Source organism: Streptomyces monashensis, from assembly GCF_001866665.1.
Classification (GTDB): Bacteria; Actinomycetota; Actinomycetes; order Streptomycetales; family Streptomycetaceae; genus Streptomyces; species Streptomyces monashensis.
In genome coordinates, this window is the sequence record NZ_MLYO01000033.1 from 134,986 (window position 1) to 159,229 (window position 24,244).

The 24,244-nt window shown below is 73.4% G+C and carries 20 protein-coding genes and 1 rRNA gene; 5 read left to right on the forward strand and 16 right to left on the reverse strand.

What is annotated here, in order from left to right; genetic code table 11:
• Window positions 1-15: 15 nt before the first annotated feature.
• From BIV23_RS20350 to BIV23_RS20360, 3 genes are all read right to left on the reverse strand, one after another.
• Window positions 16-2,094 carry a tetratricopeptide repeat protein gene (locus BIV23_RS20350; protein ID WP_071382325.1) on the reverse strand — a complete coding sequence of 693 codons (2,079 nt, stop codon included), beginning with the start codon at window positions 2,092-2,094 and terminating at the stop codon, window positions 16-18.
• A 160-nt stretch (window positions 2,095-2,254) separates the two neighbouring features.
• A complete protein-coding gene (locus BIV23_RS20355) occupies window positions 2,255-2,881 on the reverse strand; it encodes an NUDIX domain-containing protein (protein WP_071382326.1) in 627 nt (208 codons plus the stop codon).
• An 83-nt stretch (window positions 2,882-2,964) separates the two neighbouring features.
• Complete coding sequence (locus tag BIV23_RS20360) at window positions 2,965-4,614, reverse strand: CTP synthase (protein ID WP_071382327.1); 1,650 nt, start codon at window positions 4,612-4,614, stop codon at window positions 2,965-2,967.
• A 599-nt stretch (window positions 4,615-5,213) separates the two neighbouring features.
• Between BIV23_RS20360 and BIV23_RS20365 the strand changes: the two genes are divergently transcribed.
• The 3 genes from BIV23_RS20365 to BIV23_RS20375 all read left to right on the forward strand — a co-directional run bounded on the left by BIV23_RS20365 (window position 5,214) and on the right by BIV23_RS20375 (window position 10,123).
• A complete protein-coding gene (locus tag BIV23_RS20365; protein ID WP_071382328.1) occupies window positions 5,214-7,016 on the forward strand; it encodes a glycoside hydrolase family 15 protein in 1,803 nt (600 codons plus the stop codon).
• A gap of 72 nt (window positions 7,017-7,088) precedes the next feature.
• Window positions 7,089-8,420 carry an FAD-binding oxidoreductase gene (locus BIV23_RS20370; RefSeq protein WP_071382329.1) on the forward strand — a complete coding sequence of 444 codons (1,332 nt, stop codon included), beginning with the start codon at window positions 7,089-7,091 and terminating at the stop codon, window positions 8,418-8,420.
• 56 nt (window positions 8,421-8,476) lie between these two features.
• A complete protein-coding gene (locus tag BIV23_RS20375) occupies window positions 8,477-10,123 on the forward strand; it encodes a PucR family transcriptional regulator (protein WP_071382330.1) in 1,647 nt (548 codons plus the stop codon).
• A 12-nt stretch (window positions 10,124-10,135) separates the two neighbouring features.
• On the opposite strand, the gene BIV23_RS20380 is transcribed toward BIV23_RS20375, so the two are convergent.
• The 6 genes from BIV23_RS20380 to BIV23_RS20405 form a co-directional block, all read right to left on the reverse strand.
• On the reverse strand, window positions 10,136-11,272 hold the full coding sequence (locus BIV23_RS20380; RefSeq protein ID WP_071382331.1) for a glycosyltransferase family 4 protein: 1,137 nt from the start codon (window positions 11,270-11,272) through the stop codon (window positions 10,136-10,138).
• Window positions 11,273-11,564: 292 nt separating this feature from the next.
• Window positions 11,565-12,338, reverse strand: coding sequence for a hypothetical protein (locus BIV23_RS20385; RefSeq protein ID WP_245790584.1), 774 nt, complete (start codon window positions 12,336-12,338; stop codon window positions 11,565-11,567).
• Window positions 12,335-14,077, reverse strand: coding sequence for a DNA repair protein RecN (recN, locus tag BIV23_RS20390; protein WP_177239970.1), 1,743 nt, complete (start codon window positions 14,075-14,077; stop codon window positions 12,335-12,337). Before recN ends, BIV23_RS20385 begins: the two co-directional genes overlap by 4 nt.
• Before the next feature lie 39 nt (window positions 14,078-14,116).
• Window positions 14,117-15,034 (reverse strand): NAD kinase, encoded by a 918-nt coding sequence (locus BIV23_RS20395; RefSeq protein ID WP_071382332.1) that lies wholly within the window; start codon window positions 15,032-15,034, stop codon window positions 14,117-14,119.
• Entirely contained in the window at window positions 15,031-15,846 is an 816-nt protein-coding gene (locus BIV23_RS20400; protein ID WP_071382333.1) for a TlyA family RNA methyltransferase, read from the reverse strand. Before BIV23_RS20400 ends, BIV23_RS20395 begins: the two co-directional genes overlap by 4 nt.
• Before the next feature lie 33 nt (window positions 15,847-15,879).
• Window positions 15,880-16,158: a hypothetical protein gene (locus BIV23_RS20405; RefSeq protein WP_071382334.1), complete on the reverse strand. Its 279-nt coding sequence runs from the start codon at window positions 16,156-16,158 to the stop codon at window positions 15,880-15,882.
• Window positions 16,159-16,200: 42 nt separating this feature from the next.
• Between BIV23_RS20405 and BIV23_RS20410 the strand changes: the two genes are divergently transcribed.
• Entirely contained in the window at window positions 16,201-16,548 is a 348-nt protein-coding gene (locus BIV23_RS20410; RefSeq protein WP_071382335.1) for an SCP2 sterol-binding domain-containing protein, read from the forward strand.
• 6 nt (window positions 16,549-16,554) lie between these two features.
• On the opposite strand, the gene BIV23_RS20415 is transcribed toward BIV23_RS20410, so the two are convergent.
• The 4 genes from BIV23_RS20415 to BIV23_RS20430 are packed head-to-tail and all read right to left on the reverse strand — an operon-like array spanning window position 16,555 to window position 20,591.
• Window positions 16,555-17,394: an ABC transporter ATP-binding protein gene (locus BIV23_RS20415; protein ID WP_177239971.1), complete on the reverse strand. Its 840-nt coding sequence runs from the start codon at window positions 17,392-17,394 to the stop codon at window positions 16,555-16,557.
• Window positions 17,391-18,440, reverse strand: coding sequence for a FecCD family ABC transporter permease (locus BIV23_RS20420; RefSeq protein ID WP_071382352.1), 1,050 nt, complete (start codon window positions 18,438-18,440; stop codon window positions 17,391-17,393). Before BIV23_RS20420 ends, BIV23_RS20415 begins: the two co-directional genes overlap by 4 nt.
• A gap of 29 nt (window positions 18,441-18,469) precedes the next feature.
• A complete protein-coding gene (locus tag BIV23_RS20425) occupies window positions 18,470-19,513 on the reverse strand; it encodes a FecCD family ABC transporter permease (protein WP_071382337.1) in 1,044 nt (347 codons plus the stop codon).
• 49 nt (window positions 19,514-19,562) lie between these two features.
• Entirely contained in the window at window positions 19,563-20,591 is a 1,029-nt protein-coding gene (locus tag BIV23_RS20430; protein ID WP_071382338.1) for an HAD hydrolase-like protein, read from the reverse strand.
• A gap of 73 nt (window positions 20,592-20,664) precedes the next feature.
• Between BIV23_RS20430 and BIV23_RS20435 the strand changes: the two genes are divergently transcribed.
• On the forward strand, window positions 20,665-21,948 hold the full coding sequence (locus BIV23_RS20435) for a DUF1015 domain-containing protein (RefSeq protein ID WP_071382339.1): 1,284 nt from the start codon (window positions 20,665-20,667) through the stop codon (window positions 21,946-21,948).
• A 64-nt stretch (window positions 21,949-22,012) separates the two neighbouring features.
• Here the strand turns inward: BIV23_RS20435 and BIV23_RS51130 are convergent, their stop codons facing one another.
• From BIV23_RS51130 to rrf, 3 genes are all read right to left on the reverse strand, one after another.
• The gene (locus BIV23_RS51130) at window positions 22,013-22,789 is read right to left on the reverse strand and encodes a hypothetical protein (RefSeq protein ID WP_218161871.1); all 777 of its coding nucleotides are present in this window, start codon (window positions 22,787-22,789) and stop codon (window positions 22,013-22,015) included.
• On the reverse strand, window positions 22,726-23,823 hold the full coding sequence (locus tag BIV23_RS51135) for a hypothetical protein (RefSeq protein ID WP_218161872.1): 1,098 nt from the start codon (window positions 23,821-23,823) through the stop codon (window positions 22,726-22,728). Before BIV23_RS51135 ends, BIV23_RS51130 begins: the two co-directional genes overlap by 64 nt.
• A 195-nt stretch (window positions 23,824-24,018) precedes the next feature.
• A 5S ribosomal RNA gene (rrf, locus tag BIV23_RS20450) occupies window positions 24,019-24,135 on the reverse strand.
• Window positions 24,136-24,244: the final 109 nt, after the last annotated feature.

Consider the following 24,244-nt stretch of genomic DNA (forward strand, 5'->3'; position numbering starts at 1 on the left):
TAGCCTTTCATTGCATCAATCTTCACTGGATGGACTACGGATTTCGCAGGCGTTCCTGTCCTGTTCCGCCCTTGTGTCGTCCTCGGTGCCGTCCTGCGGGGCCTTCTCACCCAGCATGCGCTCGGCCGCCGCACGGTGCAGTCGGGCGGCGGTGGGGTCCCCGAGGTGCTCCAGCGTGTCGGCGAGCCGGAGCTGGAGCGCGGCCTGCAGCCGGACGTCCTCGGCACGGCGCGCCCACTCCGCCGCCTCCTGGCAGGTGCGCAGCGATTCCTCGAAGCGTCCGGCGTACTCCTGCACCCGGGCCAGCTCGCTCAACGCCCGTGCGTGGGCGGCGACATCGCCGCCCTTGCGGTAGCCGGCGACGGCCGCCCGCCAGTTTCTGAGTCCCTCGCCGTAGCGGCCCGCGTAGGTATGGGCGGTGGCGATCCGGCCGTACAGCCGGGCGGCCTGCTCGCGCTCGCCCCGGGCCAGCCGCTCGGCCAGGGCCCGGCCGAACCAGTCGGCGGCCCGGTCGTGGTCCCCCAGCTCCTGGTACGCCCCGCCTACGGATTCCATCGCGCGGCCGGTCGCGTACGGGTCGTTCGCCTCGCGTCCGGCCGCCAGCGCCAGCCGATAGCGGGCCAGCGCGTTTCGGGTACGGCCGGTCTGCGCGTCCACGTCGCCCAGGTTCAGCAGCGCGGCGGCCCTCTCCCGGGGCAGCCCGCGCCGCTCGGCGACATCGAGGACGAGGCTGTGCAGGCCGTACAGGTCGGCCGCGGCGGCCTGGGTGCCCTCGTGCGCCACCAGGGCCCTGACCAGCTGGGACATCAGCCGCCGGGCGAGCGTGTCCAGCTCGCCGTCGGCCACCGCGAGCCGGGCGGAGGCGAGCAGGGCGGGCCGGCGGATGCGCAGCCAGTCGGCGGCCGCCCGCGGGGTCGGGAAGCGCACCTCGCGGGGCATGGCGTTCAGCTTCTCGCGGGCCTGCGGACTGTCCGTCTCGGTGATCGCCCGGCACGCCTGGAGCAGCCGTACCGTCCGCTCCAGCATCCGGGCCCGGGCCAGCTGGAGATCCGCGGGCCGCTCCTGGCTCCGGGCGAGGGCCCACAGCAGCGGGTGCAGCCAGCCGGGGACCTCGTACTGGGGCAGCGGGGAGTCCACCGCGCGCAGCAGGCCGAGGGTGACGAGGTCGTCCAGGACGACGCGGGCGGAGCCGACCGAGCAGCCGGCGAGCGCGGAGGCGGTGTGCGGGTCGGCCAGGCCGGCCGGGGCGAGCGCGAGCAGCCGCACGATCCGGGCGGCCGGCGTGGACAGCTCGTCGTACACATGCCGGAAGACCCGGGCCGGCGGACTGGCGTCCACCGCGTCGTCGGTGCCGGCGTGCAGCCGTTTGGCCAGGTCGGAGACGGCGGCCTGGGGGCGGGCGGCGAGCCAGCCGCCGGCCAGCACCAGCGCGGCCGGGTGGCCCTGGCAGGCCTCGGCGAGGCTCTCGGCGGCGCGTGGGTCGACGGTGATGCGGACCGCGCCGGTGTAGCGGGTGAGCAGTTCCACCGCCGACTTGGTGTCGAGGCCGCCGACGGTGCAGGGCCGGACGTCCGCGATGCCGGTGAGCGGGCCCGTGGAGACGGCCACGACCAGGCAGTCCGGGGAGTCCGGCAGCAGCGCGTCGACCTGCTCGGCACCGGTCGCGTCGTCCAGGAGCAGCAGGGTGCGCCGGTCGGCGAGGGCGGTGCGCAGCGCCTCGGTCAGCTCGTCCTCGGCGGCGCCGGGCGGGGCCGGCCGGTCCAGCGCGGCGAGCAGGTCGCGGGCGGTGCGCTCGACCGGGACGGGGGTGCCGTCGGGCTCGCCGAGCCGGGCGCGCAGCACCCCGTCGGGGTAGCGGCGGGCGATCTGGCGGACGAGTTTCTCGGCGAGCGCGGTCCGGCCCGAGCCGGGGCGGCCCGCGATCAGAAGCACGCGCGCGCGAGGGGCCTTGCGGCCGGCGAGGGTGTCCAGGCCCGCGCGCTCGATGTCGGCGCGCAGCTCCTTCAACTCCCGTGTGCGCCCGAGGAAATAGTCTTCCGTGACCTCGTGCGCCGACCGTCCCACGCCGCCTGCGTCCACCGCCTGATCCGTCACGGGCCACGCTCCCGTCCCACCGCACGCGCAAGCCCGCCGGAACTTTTGAGACGGGCGTGAAAAGCCTAGTTCACGCTGTCTGACGTGCCGTGAGGAGCGCGGCGCACGCATCGCCCGATCGGATCAGGCGATCGTCACACCACCGGTCCGAACGGGTGGCTCAGGAGGTGAAGGGCCGGGCGGGCCAGGGGGCGTCGGCCGGGCGCAGGGCGTCGAGGCCGTCGCCGCTGCGGGCCGCCACCAGCGAGAGCACGCCCACGACCAGGCAGTTGTTGTGCACGTCGCCGGCCAGGACGCGGCGCACCAGCTCGTCGACCGGCACGCGCGCGTACTCCATGTCGGTCTCCTCGTGCTCGGCCTCGAACCGCTCGCCCTCTGCCTCCGCCAACTCCCGCGCGAGGAAGACCCGTACGGCCTCGTCGCAGCCGCCGGGGGTGGTGTACACGTCGGTCAGCACCCGCCAGTCCCCGGCCTTGACGTGCGCCTCCTCGTAGAGCTCGCGCTGGGCCGCGTGCAGCGGGTTCTCGCCGGGGACGTCGAGCAGGCCGGCCGGGATCTCCCACAGCTTGTGCCGCACGGGGTGGCGGTACTGGTTGATCAGCAGGACCCGGTCCTCCTCGTCCAGGGCGAGGACGGCGACCGAGCCGGGGTGGACCTGGTAGTCACGGCGGACGACCGAGCCGTCGGGCATGACCACGTCGTCCGTGCGCACGGAGGTCTTGTTGCCCACGAAGGGGGTGTCCGTCGCCCGGATCTCCCACTCCTCGGGGATGTCCCTGATCGTCATGCCCTGTCCTTCCACACATGCGCCGGCGGCCGGGGCGCGAGCGTGCTGATCACACGCGCCCCGGCCACCGTACAGCTCCTGTGCTACTTCGCGATCTTCCGCTCGACCGCGGCCTTCACCAGCCCGGCGAAGAGTGGGTGCGGGCGGGTCGGCCGGGACCGCAGCTCCGGGTGCGCCTGGGTGGCGACCAGGTAGGGGTGCGCGTCACGGGGGTACTCGACGTACTCGACGAGCTTGCCGTCCGGCGACGTGCCGGAGAACAGGATCCCGGCCTTCTTCTCCAGCTCCGCGCGGTAGGCGTTGTTGACCTCGTAGCGGTGGCGGTGGCGCTCCTCGACGTACTCCTTGCCGTCGTAGACCTCGCGCACGATGGAGCCCTCGGCGAGCTTGGCCGGGTACATGCCGAGCCGCATGGTGCCGCCCATGTCGCCCTCACCGGCGACGATGTCCATCTGCTCGGCCATGGTCGAGATGACCGGGTGGGCGGTGGCCGGGTCGAACTCGGTGGAGTTGGCGTCCGGGATGTCGGCCAGGTTGCGCGCGGCCTCGATCACGATGCACTGCAGGCCCAGGCACAGGCCCAGCAGCGGGATCCTGTTCTCGCGGGCGAACCTGATCGCGCCGACCTTGCCGAGCACACCGCGGTCGCCGAAGCCGCCGGGGATGCAGATGCCGTCGACGTCGCCGAGCTGGGCCTTGGCACCGGCCGGGGTCTTGCAGTCGTCGGAGGTGACCCACTTGATCTTCACGCGGGCCTTGTTGGCGAAGCCGCCGGCGCGCAGGGCCTCGGTGACCGACAGGTAGGCGTCGGGCAGGTCGATGTACTTGCCGACCAGGGCGAGGGTGATCTCGTGGTCGGGGTTGTGGACGCGGTCCAGCAGGTCGTCCCAGGTCGTCCAGTCCACGTCGCGGAAGGGCAGGTCGAGCTTGCGCACGACGTAGGCGTCCAGGCCCTCGGTGTGCACGACCTTCGGGATGTCGTAGATGGAGCGCGCGTCGGGGCAGGCCACGACGGCGGCCTCGTCCACGTCGCACATCAGCGAGATCTTGCGCTTGATGGCGGTGGGGACCTCGCGGTCGCAGCGCAGCACGATCGCGTCGGGCTGGATACCGATGTTGCGCAGCGCGGCCACGGAGTGCTGCGTCGGCTTGGTCTTCAGCTCGCCCGAGGGGCCGATGTAGGGCAGCAGCGAGATGTGGACCACGAAGACGTTGTCGCGGCCGACCTCGTGGCGGACCTGGCGGACGGTCTCCAGGAAGGGCAGCGACTCGATGTCGCCGACGGTGCCGCCGACCTCGGTGATGACGACGTCGACCTCGTCGGTGGCCATGCGCCGGATGCGGTGCTTGATCTCGTTGGTGATGTGCGGAATGACCTGCACGGTGTCACCGAGGTACTCGCCGCGGCGCTCCTTGGCGATCACGGTGGAGTAGACCTGGCCTGTAGTGACGTTGGCGGTGCCGTCCAAGTCACGGTCCAGGAACCGCTCGTAGTGTCCGATGTCGAGGTCGGTCTCGGCCCCGTCGTTGGTGACGAAGACCTCACCGTGCTGGAAGGGGTTCATCGTGCCCGGATCGACGTTCAGATACGGATCCAGTTTCTGCATCACGACGCGCAGCCCGCGGGCCTTGAGCAGCATGCCCAGGCTGGAGGCGGTGAGGCCCTTGCCGAGCGAGGAGGCGACACCCCCGGTGACGAAGATGTGCTTGGTCGTCGTGGATTTCGGCGGCATGGCCAAGAGGGGGCTCCCGTGGTCGCTGGCTTTCGTGCGGTGCGGCTGCCGGTCCGGACATCGCTGTGCTTCCGGGTGGGGGCGCCGCCGCTGCGGTTCGGGGGACCCCGGCTGTCTTCCTTCGGGTCCCACCGGTCCACGGGCTACCAGGGTATCAGCGCCCGGAGGAGATGGCTTCCGGCCACGCTCCGCACCCGCGCGGACACGAACCGGCCCGCCGCACGGGGCCCGTCCACAGGTCTCCGTCACGGCCGCCCCACGTGTCACCACAAAAACGCGCCGGTCACATCGTCATCACCCGCTGCTCACTCGTTCGGCCCACACGGGTTGCCCGGAGCGGCACGCAGATCATCTGGGTGCGTCGTATCCTGCTCGGACATTCGCTGCCGAGCCAGGCCGGAACGACGGCACACCCCCGCCGATAACCCCCGGAACAACGAGCGCGCGGCAGTTCGTTGAGCAAGGACTGTCGTTTTGCCTCAGGGCTCGGCGGGCTGCTTTGCTTCACCGCTCAACGACGCACAACAACGACCCCTTGACCGCATCAGCGACAGCCCCCTGCGCGGGGGCGTGACGTGGCCGTTCGACTGGAGTTGCACGTGGCCGGGCGCATCGAAGACTACGCACTCATCGGAGACATGCAGACCGCGGCTCTGGTCTGCCGGGACGGCACGGTGGACTGGCTGTGCCTGCCCCGCTTCGACTCGCATGCCGTCTTCGCCGGCCTGCTGGGCACCGAGGAGCACGGCGTCTGGCGGCTCGGCCCGGCGCACGCGGCCGACGCGACGCCGCCGGTCGCCGCCCGGCGGAGCTACCGGGGCGACTCGCTGATCCTGGAGTCCGAGTGGGACACCCCGCGCGGCACCGTGCGCGTGACGGACTTCATGCCGCCGCGTGACGGCGCGCCGCAGCTGATCCGGATCGTCGAGGGCGTCACCGGCCGGGTGCCGATGCGCTCCGCCCTGCGCATGCGGTTCTCCTACGGCCGGGTGGTGCCCTGGGTGCACAAGAACGAGGGCCGTACGGTGGCCGTCGCGGGCCCGGACTCGGTGTGGTTCGACACCGAGGCGGAGACCTACGGAAAGTCGCTGACGACGTACGCCGACTTCACGGTCGCCCCCGGTGACCGGATCGCCTTCACCATCTCGTGGCAGCCCTCGCACCGGGAGCCGCCGCCGCTGCCGGAGCCGGAGGCCTCGCTGGAGGCGACGGAGGAGTTCTGGCACGAGTGGGTGGACCACTGTACGTACCACGGGCCGTACCGCGAAGCGGTGATCCGCTCGCTGATCACCCTGAAGGCGCTGACGTACGCCCCGACCGGCGGCATCGTCGCGGCCCCGACGACCTCCCTGCCCGAGGACATCGGCGGCGTGCGCAACTGGGACTACCGCTACACCTGGCTGCGCGACGCCGCGATCACCCTGTCGTCGCTGCTGCGCACCGGCTACCGCGAGGAGGCCCGCGCCTGGCGCGAGTGGCTGCTGCGCGCGGTCGCGGGCGACCCGGAGAACCTGCAGATCATGTACGGCATCGCCGGTGAGCGCGAGCTGGGCGAGGCCGAGCTGGACTGGCTGCCGGGCTACGAGAAGTCCGCCCCGGTCCGGGTCGGCAACGGCGCGGCGCACCAGCTCCAGCTGGACGTGTACGGCGAGGTCACCGAGGCCCTGCACCTGGCCCACATGACGGGCCTGGCCCGCAACGACTACGCCTCGCTGCTCCAGCTGAAGCTCATCCGCTATCTGGAGGACCACTGGCAGGAGCCGGACGAGGGCATCTGGGAGGTGCGCGGCCCGCGCCGGCACTTCGTGCACTCCAAGGTGATGGCCTGGGTCGCCGTCGACCGCACGATCAAGCTGATCGAGTCCGGCGACGCGGACGGCCCGCTGGAGCGCTGGAAGGAACTGCGCGACGACATCCACCGGGACGTGTGCGAGAAGGGCTACGACAAGGAGCGCAACACGTTCACGCAGTCCTACGGCTCCCAGGAGCTGGACGCCTCGCTGCTGCTGATCCCGCAGATGGGCTTCCTGCCGCCGGACGACAAGCGGGTGATCGGCACGATCGAGGCGATCCAGCGCGAGCTGTCCACCCCGGACGGGTTCATCCTGCGCTACCCGACCTCGGGCGGCGACGAGGGCGTCGACGGCCTGCCGGGCGACGAGGGCGCCTTCCTGGCCTGCTCGTTCTGGATGGCCGACGACCTGGCGATGATCGGCCGCGTCGACGAGGCCCGCAAGCTGTTCGAGAAGCTCCTCGCGCTGCGCAACGACCTCGGTCTGCTCGCCGAGGAGTGGGACCCGCGCCTGCAACGCCAGGTCGGCAACTTCCCGCAGGCCTTCAGCCACGTGCCGCTGATCGACACGGCACTGCGGTTGACGGCTTCGGGGGCGTACGGGGGTTGACGCGACCGGGTGACCGGGCCCGCCTAGGCTGAAACCGCACGATTCCCCTTTCCGGGAAGGGGGCGGCCGGCCATGGCTTCCCTCTCGAAGGCGCGGGCGGCCCTGGCCGTGCTGCGCGAGGATCTGGCGGGCGACGTGTTCGCCCCGGGGGATCCCGGTTACGACGGGGCACGGGCCGTCTCCAACGCACGGATCGACCGACGCCCGGCCGTGATCGCGCGGTGCGCGGACGTGGCCGACGTCGTCCGGGCGGTGCGCTTCGCGCGCGACCTGGACCTGCACATCGCGGTGCGCGGCGGCGGGCACGGCCTGGCGGGCGGCTCGGCCGACGGGGCGCTGCTGGTGGACCTGGGCCGGATGCGCACGGTCACCGTCGATCCGGCGGACGAGGCGGTCCGGGTCGGGGGCGGGGCCACGACGAGCGACCTGGACCGGGCGAGCCGGCCCTACGGTCTCGTGGCCACGGGGTGCCATGTCCCGGGTGCGGGAGTCGCCGGCTTCGTCCTCGGCGGCGGTACCGGCCGCCTGGACCGCGCCTTCGGCCTGGCCGTCGACGACCTCATCGCGGTGGAGCTGGTGACCGCCGACGCCGAGCGGGTGCACGCGAGCGCCGACGACAACCCGGAGCTGTTCTGGGCGCTGCACGGCGGGGGCGGCGGTTTCGGCGTGGCGACGGCGCTCACGCTGGAGGTGCACGAACTGCCGCGGTACGCGGTCGCGCTGCTGCGGTACCCGCCGCGGGACGGCCCGGACGTGGTCCGCGCCTTTCGCGAGATCATCCGTACCGGTCCGGACGAGGTGGGCGGCGCCGTGCTGTGCCTGACCGACGCGCAGGCGCGGTCCGGGCCGCGGTGCTGTGCCCTGCTGACGTACGCGGGCGGCGAGAGCGGCCTGCGGGAGCTCGCCGGGCCGCTGCTCGCGCTGCCGCACGAGGCGGAGCCGGGCGCCCTGCCGTGCCTGCCGTGGGGCGTGCGCGCCCACTGGTCGGCAGAGTGCCTGGACGCTCTGCCCGACGCCGCGGTGGACGCCTTCTGCGCCCGCGCCGCGAACCTGCCGGTGCCGGGCGCGTACCGGCTCGCGCTCGTCCCGCTCGGCGGCGCGATCGCCACCGGCCCGCACACCTACCCGGTGCCGTACCGGGACGCGTCCTGGCTGCTGCACCCGTGCGCCGGCTGGGCGGGCCCGGCCGGCGACGCGCCTGCGACCGCCTGGGTGCGGGACGCGTGCGCCGACGTACGGCCCTGGAGCACCGGTGCGGTCTGCCTCGGCCTCGTCGGCGACGAGGGCCCCGAGCGGCTGCGGGCGGGCCTCGGCGCCGGGAACCTGCTGCGGCTGGCGAAGGTGAAGCGGCACTACGACCCGGACAACGTCTTCCGCTTCGGTCACACCGTCGAACCGGTGTGACCCGAAGCCGTCCCGAAGCTGTCCCGAAGGGCGTTCGCGCAGGTAGCGTCCGCTGCATGGACAGCCGCACCGACCACCGACTCGACACCCAGGGCGCCGGGATCACCGTGCAGCGGGCCCTGGAGCTGCCCGGCCTGCGCAGCGGACTGCCCGAGATCCTGGCGGGCGCCGACCGGCTGGGGCGCACGGTGCGCTGGGTGCACGCGGGCGAGGTGCCGAACATCGCCTCGCTGCTCAAGGGCGGCGAGCTGCTCCTCACCACGGGCTACGGCCTCGGCACCCGCCCCGCCGAGCAGCGGGCGTTCGTGCGCACCCTCGCCGAGCGCGGGATCGCCGCCCTGGTGGTGGAGCTGGGCCCGCGTTTCACACGGCTGCCCGCCGCCCTGGTGGACACCGCCCGCGCCGCCGGGCTGCCGCTGGTCCAGCTGCATCGCGAGGTGCCGTTCGTGACGGTGACCGAGGAGATCCACACCGAGATCGTCAACGGCCACTACGCGCTGCTCCAGCGGGCCGAGGAGGTGCACCGGCGCTGTACCGAGGCGCTGCTGGCCGGTGGCGGGGTGCCGCAGGTGCTGGGCATCCTGGCCGGCTTCGGCGGCAACCCCGTCTTCCTGGAGACGGCCGACGGCCGGCTGCTGTACGCCGCCGGGGAGGGGCCCGAGGGCGCGGATCCGCTCCAGGTGTGGGAGGGGCTGCGCGGACCGCACAAGGACGCGCCGCCGCCCGCCGGTTCGGTGCTGGTGGACGTGCCCGGCGGCGGAGCGGGGACGGCGGGCTCCGTCCGCGCCCGCCTGGTGCTGCTGCCGGTGTGCTCACCGCTGGCTCCGGTGCACCGGATGGCCGCCGAGCGGGCCGCGGGCATCGTGGCCGTGGTGCTGATGCAGGCCCGGCAGGAGGAGGAGCTGGCGGCGCGCGGGCGCGGTGACTTCCTCACCGATCTCGCCGAGGGCCGGATCTCGGCGCAGGACGCCCCGGCGCAGGCCCGGGTCCTCGGCTTCAAGCCCGGCGAGAGCCCGCTGCTGCCCGTGGTGATGCGGATCGGCGACTCCCTTTCCCCGGGCGGGGGTTGGGCGGTGCTGGCGCGGGCGGTGTCCGAGGAGCTGGCGGCGGTGGGGGTGCCGGTGCTGCTGGGTGTGCGGCCGGTGGAGGGCCGGGTGCTGGTGCTGCTGGGCCTGCGCGCGGAGCCGGAGCGGGCCGCGGTCGCGGACCGGGTGGCGGCGGCCCTCAGGGCGGGGGTGGAGCGGGCCGGGATGCGGCGGCCGGGCTCGCCGCCGCCGGTCGTGGTCGTCGCCGCGGCGGGCGGCTGGGCGGCCGCCTCGGCGGGCCTGCGGCACGCGGCGGAGACGGCGACGGCCGCGCAGGGCCTGACCGACCGGCCCTGGTACGACGCCCGGCGCCTGGACATCGACCTGCTGCTGTGGCGGCTGCGCGACCACCCGGACCTCGCCGCCTTCGTGGACCGCGCGATCGGCCCGCTGCGCGACCACGACCGCCGCTCCAGGCCGCCGCTGCTGCCGACCCTGGAGACGTATCTGGCGCACGCAGGCCGCAAGGCGGAGACGGCCCGCGAACTGCATCTGAACCGGCAGACCCTCTACAACCGCCTCGCCCGCATCGGGGAGTTGCTGGGCACCGACCTCGACGACCCGCAGACCGTACTGGCGTTGAGCCTCGCGCTGCGGGCCCGCCGCCATGTCAGCTGAGGCCTCGCAGGCTCAGGCGAGCGGCCGGGGCTGGGTCAACTCGTCGTAGACGCTGAGCACTTGGGCGACCGTCTCGTCCTCGGTCGGCCAGCCCGCGGTCTGCCGCACCCCCGCCTCGCGCAGCTCCTGGCAGCGCTCGGGGTCCGCGAGGAGGCGTACGACGGTGTCGGCGAGCGCCTCCGCGTCGCCGTACGGGACGAGGGCGGCCGCGTCGCCGACGAGGTCGGGGATGCCGCCGACCCGGGTCGCGACGAGGGGCACGCGCGCGTACAGCGCCTCCTGGGCGAGGACCGAGCGGGACTCCCAACTGCTCGTCAGGAGCGCCAGATCGGCGGCGGCGAGCAGTTCGGGCACGTCCTCGCGGCGGCCGATGAGCCGCACGGGCAGCTCCTCGTCCTCGATCCGTCGCGCCAGGTGCGGGCGCAGCGGCCCCTCCCCGGCGATCACGACCAGCGGCGCGGGGTCCAGGTCCCGCCAGGCGCGGGCGGCGTCGAGCAGGACGTCGTAGCCGCGGTGGCGGTCGAGGGAGCCGACGGCGATGAGCAACGGGCCCGAGCCGGCGCCGAGTTCGGCGCGGATCTTGGCCCGCAGCCGGTCGGGGTCGTCGCGGTCGACGGGCGTGCGCTGTCCGGGCAGGCCGACGGCGGCCAGCCGGGCGTCCCGCGCCCCGGTCCGCCGGGCCCGGTCCACCAGGTCGGAACTGGTTCCGAGGACCACGGTCGCCGTACGGACCACGCGCCGCTCCAGCACCTTCAGCAGATGGGATCGCGGGCCTTCCGCGCGGGCCCGGTCGTGCCAGGTGACCACGAGCGGGGTGCGCCGGCCGCTGAGCGCGAGCACGGTGCGGAAGGAGGCGTGCAGTCCGTGTGCGTGCACCAGGTCGGCGCCCGAGCAGGCCGCCCGGAGCGCGGCCACGGAGACCGGGTCGCTGCTGCGCGGCACGTGCACGTGCTCGGCACCGGCGCCGGTGAAGTCGTAGGCGCGATCGGCCTCGACGGGGGCGCACACGGTGACCCGCACGCCCCGCGCCACGAGCCCCTCGGCCAGGGAGCGCACATGGACGCTGCTGCCGGCGTTGCCTCCGCCCAGCACCTGCACGGTGCGCAGCGTCGACTGGCCGTGCGGCGCGTTGCTGCTCAGGGGGCTCACGTGGCCGGGGCTCCTGGTTCGACGTGGGCGGTCACGAGGAAACGTACAGAAAGTAGCGGGCGCAAGGGAGCGGAAGGACATACCCCGCGCGCCTCCCGCGCGGACCGGTCCGGGCCGCCGCCCGCCCGCGTTCTCCGCCAAGCATGCCAGGACGCGGGGCCGTTGCGGGAAACCCGGACGGGCGCACACCGCGGTGGGCCGGGGCAATGCGCCGGCGCACGTCACCCACACGGGTGAAGGAATCCCCGGCGCGGACGAACGTCGCGCGCCCCCGTCCGGCGAGGTCGGACGGTCACAGCGAGCGCGCCGCCGCGGTCACCCGGTCGCCGTACGCCGCGGCGGCCACGACCGCGATGGCGTGCGCGAGCAGTCCCGCGCGCCGGTTGCCCGCCACGATGGCCGCACCCAGCGTGGCGCCGAGGGCGTGCGCCCCCGTGTCGCCGAGCATCGCGCGCTCCCCCAGGTCGTCCGGGAGCACGGCAGCGGCGGCACCCATCGCGGCGGCCGACAACTCGGCCCCGGGCCCGGTGCTCAGCAGTCCGGGCGCACCGAGCGCGAGCACCGTGCCGGCGGCCCGCCCGGGCCGTACGTCGACGAGATTGACGAAGTGCGCCGTACCGGCGATCACGATCCCGGCGAGCAGCCTGTCCAGCGCCCGCTGCTTCAGCAGCGCGCCGGCGGCCAGCCCGGCGGCCGAGATCCCGAACAGCTTCACGGCCCCGCTGGTGACCTCGCCGTTCCGCAGTGCGCCCAGGTGCGCGCGGAAGCCGCGCCGGGTGTCCCCGGAGAGGTGACCGGCGACATCGTCGTGGGCCCCGCAGGCGCCGGCGGCGAGTACGGCGACCCCGGCGGCCGGGTGCACACGGGCGGCGGCGAGCGCCGTGCCGACGGCGGAGGCGGGCCCGGCGTACAGCTCGACGGTCCGTCCGGCGTAGTTCTCGCGCTCCCAACGCGCGCGCGTGCCCGGTGCGCCCAGGCGCAGGGCGGCCGTGCCGGCGCGGGTGACGGCGGCGGCGAGCGCGAAGGAGCCGGCCAGGGCGGCGCGGGTGCCCGTCCGGCCGCTCACGCGTCCGCCCGGGCCGTCGCCAGCAGTTCCTCGGCGTGGGCGCGGGCCGTCTCGGAGTCCTCCTGGCCGGCCAGCATCCGGGACAGCTCCCGGACCCGCTCCTCCCCCTCCAGGACCTTCACGCCGGACCGGGTGACGGAGCCGTCGTTGGTCTTCTCGACCAGCAACTGCCGGTCGGCGAAGGCGGCGACCTGGGGCAGGTGGGTGACCACGACGACCTGCGCGGTCTTCGCGAGCTTCGCCAGGCGCCGCCCGATCTCGACCGCGGCCTTGCCGCCGACACCGGCGTCGACCTCGTCGAAGAGGTACGTCGGCACGGGGTCGGTGCCCGCGAAGACGACCTCGACGGCGAGCATCACACGGGAGAGCTCACCGCCGGAGGCACCCTTGGCGATGGGCCGCGGCGGGGCGCCGGGGTGCGGGGCGAGCAGCAGCTCGACCTCGTCCGCGCCCGACGGGCCGTAGGCGACCGTGCGCCCGCCGACCTCGACGCCCTCCGGGTCCTCGGTCTGCCGGATGTCGAAGGACACGCGCGCGTGGGGCATAGCCAGCGAGGCCAGCTCGGCGGTCACGGCGGCGGCGAACCGTTCGGCGGCGTCCGTGCGGGCGTCCGTCAACGCCTGGGCGAGGCCGCCCAGTTCGGTGCGGAGCGCGTCCCGCTCGGCGGTCAGCTCCCCGATCCGCTCGTCGTCGCCGTCCAGTTCGGTCAGCCGGGCGGCGCTCCGCTCGGCCCACGCCAGTACGGCGTCGACGCCGTCGCCGTACTTGCGCGTCAACGCCGTCAGCGCGGCCCTGCGCTCCTCCACCGCCGCCAGCCGCAGCGGATCGGCGTCGAGATCGTCGGCGTACCCCGCCAGTTCGCCGGCGACGTCACCGAGCAGGATCCCGATCTCCCCGATCCGGTCCGCCATCGCGGCCAGCGCCGGGTCGTGGGACCTGACGGCCTCCAGGGCCCGGTGGGCGCCCGCCACGAGCGTCGAGGCGTCGATCCCCTCGGGGTCCTCGGGGTTGCCCGCGAGAGCGGCGTGCGCGGCCGTCGCGGCGGACGACAGCGCCTCGGCGTGCCCCAGCCGCTCGGCCTCCTCGGCCAGCTCGACGTCCTCGCCGGCCCGCGGCTCGACCCCGGCGATCTCGTCGAGGCCGTAGCGCAGCATGTCGGCCTCCTGCGCCCGCTCACGCGCGCGCGTGGTGATCTCCTCCAGCTCGACGGAGACCGCCCGCAGGCGCCGGTAGGCCTCGGCGTACTTCGCCAGCGGTACGGCGACGGCGTCGCCCGCGTACCGGTCCAGGGCCTGCCGCTGCCGGGTCAGCTTCAGCAGGCCCTGCTGGTCGGTCTGCCCGTGCACGGCCACCAGTTCGTCGGCCAGGTCGGCGAGCAGCCCGACGGGCACGCTGCGGCCGCCCACGTGCGCGCGTGAGCGGCCCTCGGCGGAGACGGTACGACTGATCAGGAGCGCCCCGTCGTCCAGCTCGGCACCGGCCTCCTCGGCACGTACGACGACGGGCGCGCCCGCGGGGACGGTGATCCGCCCCTCCACGACCGCCTTCCCGGCACCGATCCGCACGAGCGCCGGATCCGCCCGGCCACCGAGCAGCAGTCCCAGGCTGGTGACCACCATGGTCTTGCCCGCACCCGTCTCACCGGTGACCGCGGTGAACCCCGGCGACAACTCGACGACGGCATCGTCGATGACGCCGAGCGACCGTATCCGCATCTCCTCCAACACGGAACAGACCATACGAGGTCCGGGGCGGGGAGTGCACACAGGCCGCCCCTCTCACTCCGTCGAGTGGTGCGGAGCCCCTCGCCATCCCGTGGTCGGCAGCGCGAACTTCGCGACCAACCGGTCCGTGAACGACGAATGGTGCAACCGGGCCAGCCGCACCGGCACCGCCCCCCGCCGCACCTCCACCCGCGCCCCGGGCGGCAGCTCGACGGTCCGGCGTCCGTCGCACCACAGCACGCCCGGCGGGATGTGCGGCAGCACCTCCACCGCGAGCACGGAGTCCGGCGAGGTCACGAGCGGCTTGGCGAACAGCGCGTGCGCACTGATCGGCACCATCAGCAGCGCCTCCACCTCGGGCCACACCACGGGCCCACCGGCGGAGAAGGCGTACGCAGTGGACCCCGTCGGGGTCGACAGCACGACACCGTCGCACCCGAACCCCGTCACCGGCCGCCCGTCGATCTCCAGCACGACCTCGAGCAGCTTCTCGGCGCCGGCCTTCTGCACGGCCGCCTCGTTCAGCGCCCAGTCGGTGTGCACGATGTCCCCGTTGCGGTGCACGACGACGTCGACCGTCATCCGCTCCTCGACCTCGTACGACCGCGCCACCACCCGGTCGACCACCCGATCGAGGTCGTCCCGCTCGGCCTCGGCGAGGAATCCCACCCGCCCGAGGTTGACGCCGAGCATCGGCACGCCGGACGCCCGGGCGAACTCGGCGCCCCGCAGCAGCGTGCCGTCACCGCCGAGGACGATCAGCAGCTCGCACCCGTCGAGGCAGTCCGGTGTCGCCTCCTTGACCAGCTCCACCTCTTCGGGGAGCGGCAGGTCGCACGCCTCCTCCTCCAGCACCCGCACCCCGATGTCATGCCGGAGCAGGCCCTTGACGACGAGTTCCGCACTGCGGATCGCCGCGGGCCGCCCGGTGTGGGCGAGCAGGAAAACAGTACGCGCCAGGTTCTGTGTCAACGCGGCCCCTCCGCCACTGCACGGTCGACGTCGGCCGGGTCCAGGCGGGGGGCGCCGGACCGCAGCCAGAGAAAGTACTCGACATTGCCCGAGGGACCGGGCAGCGGACTCGCGGTGACACCACGCACCCCGAGTCCCAGCTCCCAGGCCTTCTCGGCCACCCCGCGCACGGCCTCCGCCCGCAGCTGCGGACTCCGTACGACACCCCCGCTGCCGAGGCGTTCCTTCCCCACTTCGAACTGCGGCTTGACCATCATCACGAGGTCGGCGTCCGGCTTCACGCACCGCTTGAGGGCCGGCAGCACCAGCCCGAGCGGGATGAAGGACAGATCGCCCACGACAAGATCCACAGCTTCCCCATCGATCGCCTCGAGCGTCAACTCCCTTACGTTCGTACGGTCCTTGACGGTGACGCGTTCATCGCTCTGGAGCGACCAGGCGAGCTGTCCGTACCCGACGTCCACGGCGACGACGTGCGCGGCACCCGCGCGTAGCAGGACGTCGGTGAAGCCGCCGGTGGACGCGCCGGCGTCCAGCGCGCGCCGGCCCTCGACCACGAGCCCCCGCGGCCCGAAGGCCGCCAGCGCGCCCGCGAGCTTGTGGCCGCCCCGGGAGACGTAGTCGGGGTCGCTGTCGTCGCTCTGCACGACGATCGCCACGGCCGTCTCCACCTGCGTGGCCGGCTTGGTCGCCACGGTCCTGCCGACGGTGACCCGCCCGGCGGCGATCAGCTGGCTGGCGTGCTCGCGCGAGCGCGCCAGCTTCCGGCGGACCAGCTCCGCGTCCAGACGACGGCGTGCGACTCCTGCCACGTTCGGTTCAGCTCCTGCTTTGTCTGTTCTTGCCTACGACCGTGGGGGCGCCGGAGGTCCCGGGCGGGCGTCGAGCGCGGTGAGCGCGTCGCGCAGCCCCCGATGTACATCCTCGTACACCTCGACGTGTCCGTCGGTGGCGAGGTGGTCGGTGTCGGCCAGCCGGTCGAGCTGGGCGTCGACCTCGGCGTTGCCGGTGGGGGTGCGCGGGACGTCCAGCGGGGCGGGCGCGGCGGGGTCGTACCCCTGTGCCACGTCCTCCGCCTCCGGCGCGTCCGCCGGGATCTCCGTCTCCGGAACCGAGTCGCTCATGCCCCGACGCTACCCCGAACCGCTGGTATACCGTCGGGGGCGATGGCCACGATCGAGGCGTGCCGCGCCGCACTGGAAAAGCTTTCGGACAACATGCAGGGCGCCGACGGCGACGTCCGGGCGGCCGCCGCCCTGGACCGGTCGGTGAGCTGCCACATCACGGACCTGGACGTCACCTTCGTCGGCCGGCTGACCGGCGGCCGGATCGAGGTGGACGACACCCGCCCCGGGCCGCCGCACGAGAAGGCGCAGATCAGGCTCGCCATGGCCGGGGACGACCTGGTGGACCTGGTGGGCGGCGAGCTGAACTTCGCGACCGCCTGGGGCACCGGCCGGGTGCGGCTGGAGGCGAGCCTGCTGGACCTGTTCCGGCTCAGAAAGCTGCTGTGACCGTCCTCAGGACACCGCCGCGGCCCTGACCTTGCGGGCCGCCGGCACGACCAGCGGGGTACCCGTCTCGGGGTCGTCGATGATCTGGCAGCGCAGCCCGAAGACCTCCTCGACCAGTTCGGCCGTGACGATGTCGTTCGGGGCGCCCTCGGCGACGACCGTGCCGCCGCGCAGCGCGATCAGATGGGTGGCGTAGCGGGCCGCGTGGTTGAGGTCGTGCAGGACGGCGACGAGGGTGCGGCCCTGGGACTCGTGCAGCTCGGCGCACAGGTCGAGGACGTCGATCTGGTGCTGGATGTCGAGGTAGGTGGTCGGCTCGTCCAGCAACAGCAGCGGAGTCTGCTGGGCCAGCGCCATGGCGATCCACACCCGCTGGCGCTGCCCGCCGGACAGCTCGTCGACGTACCGGTCGGCCAGCTCGGCGACCCCGGTCTGCCGCATGGACTCCTGGACGACCCGCTCGTCCTGCGTGGACCACTGGCGCAGCAGCCCCTGGTGCGGGTAGCGGCCGCGGCCGACGAGGTCGGCGACGGTGATGCCGTCGGGCGCGATGGACGACTGCGGCAGCAGGCCGAGGGTACGGGCCACCTTCTTCGCCGGCATCGACTGGATGACCTGCCCGTCCAGCAGTACCCGGCCCGCACTGGGCTTGAGCATCCGCGACAGCGCCCGCAGCAGCGTCGACTTGCCGCACGCGTTCGGGCCGACGATCACCGTGAAGGAGTTGTCGGGGATCTCCACCGACAACTGCTCGGCGATGACGCGCTGTTCGTAGGCGAGGGTGACCTTCTCGGCGGACAGGCGGTTCACAGTGCTCCTCGGGGTGTTCGTGTGGATGGCGCTCATATCCGGCCCGCCCTGCGCTCGGTGACCAGCAGCCACAGCAGATAGCCGCCGCCGAGGACGCCGGTGACCACGCCGACGGGCAGCTGGTCGGCGCCGAAGGCGCGCTGCGAGGCCCAGTCGGCGGCGACCAGCAGGGCGGCGCCCATGCAGAGGGAGGGCACGAGGTTCGGGCCCGGCGAGCGGGTCAGGCGCCGGGCGAGCTGCGGCGCGGTGAGCGCGACGAAGGCGACGGGTCCCGCGGCGGCCGTGGCGGCGGCGGTGAGCAGCACGCTGGAGACCATCAGCACCAGCCGGACGCGCTGCACGCGCACCCCGAGGGCGTTGGCGACATCGTCGCCCATCTCCATCATCCGCAGGCCGCGCGCGCCCACGAGGACCACGGGTACGAGAACGGCGCACAGGGCGAGCAACGGCCAGACCTGGTCCCAGTCACGGCCGTTGAGGGAGCCGGTCATCCACACGATCGCGCGGGCCGCGTCCACCATGTCGGCCTTGGTGAGCAGATAGCCGTTGACGGCCGTGGCGATCGCGGAGATTCCGATACCGACCAGGACCAGCCGGTATCCGTGCACGCCCTGCTTCCAGGCGAGCAGATGGATGGCGCATCCGGTCGCCAGACCGCCGATCAGTGCGCCGAGGGTGACCTGGGCGGCGGTGCCGGACATCAGCACGATGACGATCAGCGCGCCGGCCGTGGAGCCCTGCGAGAGGCCGAGCACGTCGGGGCTGCCGAGGGGATTGCGGGAGACGGACTGGAAGAGGGCGCCGCCGAGGCCGAGCGAGGCGCCGACCAGCAGGCCGACCAGGACGCGCGGCAGCCGCAGCTCGTTGACGATGAAGTCCTGGTACGCCGTGCCGTTCCCGGCGAGGGTCCTGAGCACGTCGGCCGCCGGGATCTTCGCGTCGCCGGTACCGATCAGCAGCACGCCCGCGGCACCGGCGGCCACCAGCAGGAGTACGACGACGAGCACGGCCCGCGGGTCCAGGCGCAGGGAGAGCCCGCCGGGCGTGCGCAGGGCCCGGTTCGCGCGGACGGTCCGGTTCATGTCGGCGGCCCGGTTCACGGTTGGGGTCTTCACAGCTGGGCCGTCCTCCGCCGTCGTACGAGAAAGATGAAGACCGGTCCGCCGATGAGCGCGGTGACGATGCCGACCTGGAGTTCCGAGGGACGGGCCACGACCCGGCCGATCACGTCGGCGCCGAGCAGCAGCACGGGCGACAGGACCGTGGCGTACGGCAGGATCCAGCGCAGGTCGGGACCGGTGAACGAGCGCACGACGTGCGGCACCATCAGGCCGACGAAGACGATCGGACCGCAGGCGGCGGTCGCGGCACCGCACAGCACGGTGGCGGCCAGCATGGCGAGCCCTCGGGTGCGGCCCAGGTGGGCGCCGAGGGCGCGGGCGGTGTCGTCACCCATGGCCACGGCGTTCAGCGGCCGGGCCAGCCCGAGCGCCAGCAGGGTGCCGGCCGCGAGGAACGGCAGTACCTGCAGGATGGTCGAGTTCGTGGCCGAGGCCAGCGAACCCACCGTCCAGAAGCGCATCCTGCCCAGCGCCGCGCCGTCGGTGATCATCACGGCCTGGAGATAGCCGTAGAGGGCCGCGCTGATGGCCGTACCGGCGAGGGCCAGGCGGACCGGGGTGGCGCCCCGGCTGCCGCCGAGGAACCACACCAGCGCCCCGACCGCCGCCGCGCCGAGGAAGGCGAACCACACATACCCGGTGAGGCTGGTGACGCCGAGATAGGTGATGGCGGTGACGACGGCCGCGGAGGCACCCGCGTTGATCCCGAGCAGACCGGGATCGGCCAGCGGATTGCGGGTGAGCGCCTGCAGCACGGCACCGGACAGACCGAGCGCGGCCCCGGCGAGCAGCCCGAGCACCGTGCGCGAGACCCGCTCGTCCACGACGACATCGCCGTACGAGCCCGTGTCGTGGAACAGGCCGTGCCAGACCTGGTCCGGCGACAGTGCTTTGGCCCCGATCGCGATGCTCGCCAGAGCGACGAGCACCAGGACCGCGACGGAGAGCAGGAGCCCAAGGGCCCGGACCGCCTTGCGACTTGGGGGCGCGGGGGCGGTCTCCGCGCGCTGTTCCGGAGGACTGTCGACCAACACGAGGTTAGGTTAGCCTACCCTCGCTCCCGATCTCGATCCCCGGGGCCCCTCACAACCCGAGCCGCGCCAGCGCCTTCCCCCCGTCCAGCTCGCAGGAGCCCTCCCCGGCCGCCGTCCAGGCCGCCGCGCACAGCGCCCGCAGCCCGTCCAGCGCCTCGCCGTCGCCCTCCAGCTCCAGCCGGTCCGCCCCGGCCGTCGCCGTCCAGCCGCCGCAGCGAAAGCCCTCGCCCGCCGCCGCGACCTCCGGCTGCCCGGTGAGCAGCCCGCGCAGATCGGCGTCCACGTACGTCGGCCGGTGCTGCGGCGGCGCGGCCAGCAGCCGGGCCCCGTCGGTGACACCGGTCAGCACCAGCAGCGAGTCCACCGCGCCGTTGAACGCGCCCTCGATGTCCGTGTCCAGCCGGTCCCCGACGACCAGCGGCCGCCGCGCGCCGGTACGGATGATCGTCTCCTTGTGCATCGGCGGCAGCGGCTTGCCCGCCACCTGCGGCTCCTTGCCCGTCGCGATCCGTACGACCTCCACCGCTGCCCCGTTGCCCGGCGCGATGCCCCGCCCGCTCGGGATCGTCAGATCCGTGTTGGACGCGAACCACGGCACCCCGCGCGCGACCGCGTACGACGCCTCCGCGAACCGCCCCCAGGTCAGATCCGGCCCGCCGAAGCCCTGCACCACTGCCGCCGGATCGTCCTCCGCCGACTCCACCGGGGTCAGCCCCCGCTCGCGCAGCGCCACCCGCAACCCGTCACCGCCGATCACCAGCACCCGCGCCCCCGCCGGCACCTGCTCGCTGATCAGCCGCGCCACGGCCTGCGCGGACGTGATGACATCGTCCGCCCCCGTCGGTATGCCCAGCTCCGTGAGGTGCTCCGCCACCGTGTCCGGCGTGCGCAGCGCGTTGTTCGTGACGTACGCCAGATGCATCCCGCCCGTGCGCGCCACCGCCAGCGAGTCGACGGCGTACGCGATCGCCTGCCCACCCGCGTACACCACCCCGTCCAGATCGAGCAGCGCCGTGTCGTACGCCTCGCTCAGGGGCTGCCCACTGCCCTCGGGCCTCGTCCTGACCGCCTGGCTCATTCCACATCGCTCCTCGTTCGCTCGCCTTTCCCCCGATCATCCCGCACGCCACTGACACACGTACGATGCCGGGATGAATACCGCAGGTCACTCGGAAGCAAAGGCGCACCGAGGCCTGGAACTCACGCCGTTCCGAGGCCTTCGCTACGACCCCGAACGGGTCGGCAGCCTCGCCTCCGTCACGTCCCCGCCGTACGACGTCGTCGTCCGCCCCGACGGGGTGCACCACCTCCAGTCCGCCGACCCGCACAACATCGTCCGGCTGATCCTGCCCGAGGCCGGCACCCCGAGTGCCCGCACCGCGCAGGCGGCCGAGACCCTGCGCCGCTGGCTCGCCGAGGGCATCCTCACCATGGATCCGGAACCCGGCCTGTACGTCTACGAGCAGAGAGACGGCGACGGCATGCTCCAGCGCGGTGTCATCGGCGCGCTGCGGATCTCGGAGCCGGCCGAGGGCGTGGTGCTGCCGCACGAGGACGTCATGCCGCCCGTCGTCGCCGACCGCGCGGACCTGATGCGCGCCACGCGCGCGAACCTGGAACCGCTCCTGCTGACCTACCGCGGCAACGGGACGACCGCCGAGGTCGTCGAGCGCACGGCGGAGCGGCCCCCGCTGCTCTCCACGACCACCGAGGACGGCTTCCACCACCGCCTGTGGTCGCTCACCGACCCCGCCGAGCTGACCCTGGTCCAGAACGACCTCTCCCGGCACCAGGCCCTGATCGCCGACGGCCACCACCGCTGGGCCACCTACCGGCTGCTCCGCGCGGAGCAGCCCTCCCCCAGCCCCTGGGACTACGGCCTGGTCCTCCTCGTCGACACCGCCCGCTACCCGCTGCGCGTCCGCGCCATCCACCGCCTGCTGCACGGTCTGCCGGTCGCGGACGCGCTGGCCGCCGTGGAGGGCCTGTTCCGGGTACGGCGGCTCGACGCGCCGCTGGCCGAGGCCCTCGACGTGCTCGCGGACGCGACCTGCACCGGCAACGCCTTCCTGCTGGCCGGCGACGGCGCCTTCCACCTGCTCGACCACCCGGACCCGGATCTGCTGGCCCGCACGATCCCGGCCGACCGCCCGGCCGCCTGGCGCTCCCTGGACGCCACCGTCCTGCACGCCACGCTCCTCGAGCACGTCTGGCACATCCCCGAGGACTCCCCCGCCGACATCGCGTACATCCACGACACGGCCGCGACGGTCGCCAAGGCGGAGCGCGACGGCGGTACGGCCGTCCTGATGCACCCCGTCCGCGAGGAGGTCGTACGGGACCTGGCCCGCCAGGGTGTCACCATGCCGCGCAAGTCGACGTCCTTCGGCCCGAAGCCGGCGACAGGGCTGGTCCTGCGGGCGCTGGGGACCTGAGCCGGCGGCAACGCGAAAGAGGGCAGACCCCCGCTGGGGCCTGCCCTCTTTTCAGTGACGGACGTCAGTCCTTGTCAGCGGCTTCGTCGGCAATCTCGTCGCCGTCCTCGCCACCATGGTTCTCCTCGGACTCCGAGGCCTTCGCAGCCTCGCCGTCGCTCTCGTCCAGGGCGTCGACGAACTCCACGCCGTCCAGCTCGGCGAGCCGGTCCGAGGCGTCGGTGCTGCCGTCCCGGTCGGCCTCGACGGCCTTGGCGAACCACTCGCGCGCCTCGCCGTCCCGGCCGGCGGCCAGCAGGGCGTCGGCGTAGGCGTAGCGCAGCCGGGCGGTCCACGGCTGCACCGAGTTGGAGGCCAGCTCGGGGCTCTGGAGGGTCACGATGGCCGCGTCCAGCTGGTCCATGTCACGCCGGGCACCGGCCGCGACCAGGCGCATCTCGACCTGACCGGCCTTGTCCAGCTTGTGCACCTCGGGGGCACCGGCCATGTCCAGCGCCTTCTCCGGCCGCCCGAGCCCACGCTCGCAGTCGGCCATCACCGGCCACAGCTCCACGGTGCCGGTCATCCGCCGGGCGGCCCGGAACTCGGCCAGGGCCTCGCTGTACTTCTGGTTCGCGTACGCGGCGAACCCGGCGGCCTCGCGTACGGCGGCCACGCGGGACGCCAGGCGCAGGGCCACCCTGGAGTAGCCGTAGGCGCCCTCGGGGTCCTCGTCGATGAGCCGGGCGACCATCACCAGGTTCCTGGCGACGTCCTCGGCGAGCGTCTTGGGCAGGCTCAGGAGCTCCTGCCGCACGTCCTTGTCGATCTCGTCGCCGGTGACGTCCTCCGGGATGGGCAGCCGCTTGATCGGCTCCCGGTCCCGGTCACGCTCCCGCTCGTCACGGAAGCGGCCGCCGCCGCGGTTGTCGTCACGGCGTCCGTAGCCGCCCCGGTCGTCACGGCGGTCATCACGGCGGAAGCCACCGGGCCGGCCACCGCGGTCGTCCCGACGGGGCCCACGACCACCGCGGTCGTCCCGGCCCCGGAACCCGCCGCGCTCACCGCGCTCGCCACGGTTGTCGTCCCGACGGAAACCGCCACGCTCGTCACCGCGCCGGTCGTCACCGCGTCGGTCGTCACGGCGGTCGTCGCGGCGTCCGTAGCCACCGCGGTCGTCGTCACGGCGGAAGGCCGGACGGTCGCCGCCACGGTCGTCCCGACGGAACCCGCCCCGGTCGTCACGGCGGTCGTCACGACGCGGCCCACGATCCCGGTCGTCCCGCTGGAACGCCGGACGCGCACCCCGGTCCCCCTCACGACGGTCATCCCTACGACCGCCAAAACCACCCCGGTCACCACGGTCACCACGGTCACCGAAACCACCACGACGATCGTCACGACGGTCATCACGGCGATCGTCACGACGGAAGCCACCACGCTCGCGATCGCCGGAGTAGCCACCACCCCGGTTGTCGTCGCGGCGGCCGTAGCCGCGTCGGTCGTCACCGCGTCGGTCGTCACGGCGGTCGTCGCGGCGTCCGTAGCCACCGCGGTCGTCGTCACGGCGGAAGGCCGGACGGTCGCCGCCACGGTCGTCCCGACGGAACCCGCCCCGGTCGTCACGGCGGTCGTCACGACGCGGCCCACGATCCCGGTCGTCCCGCTGGAACGCCGGACGCGCACCCCGGTCCCCCTCACGACGGTCATCCCTACGACCGCCAAAACCACCCCGGTCACCACGCTCACCGAAACCACCACGACGATCGTCACGACGGTCATCACGGCGATCGTCACGACGGAAGCCACCACGCTCGCGATCGCCGGAGTAGCCACCACCCCGGTTGTCGTCGCGGCGGCCGTAACCACCCCGGTCATCACGACGGTCGCTGCCACGGCGGTCGTTGTCGCGGCGGTAGCCACCGCGGTCGCCGCGGTCACCACTGTCCCGTCGCCGCTGGTCGCGCTCCGGTCGGTCGTCGGGAGAGTTGGTGGACATGGTGACTCCTGTCTTCGGTACCGCAAGCATTGTAAAAACAAAAGGACCCCTGGTCCCAGCTGAACGCTGGGACCAGGGGTCCTCCAAAGATTGTTCGGCGGCGTCCTACTCTCCCACAGGGTCCCCCCTGCAGTACCATCGGCGCTGTGAGGCTTAGCTTCCGGGTTCGGAATGTAACCGGGCGTTTCCCTCACGCTATGACCACCGAAACCCTAATGGTTTCGAGCGAACAAGCACACTCTGTAGTTATGTGTTCTGCTCAAAGCCGGCAACGGTCGTTGCCTCAGAACTAACACAGTGGACGCGAGCAACTGAGGA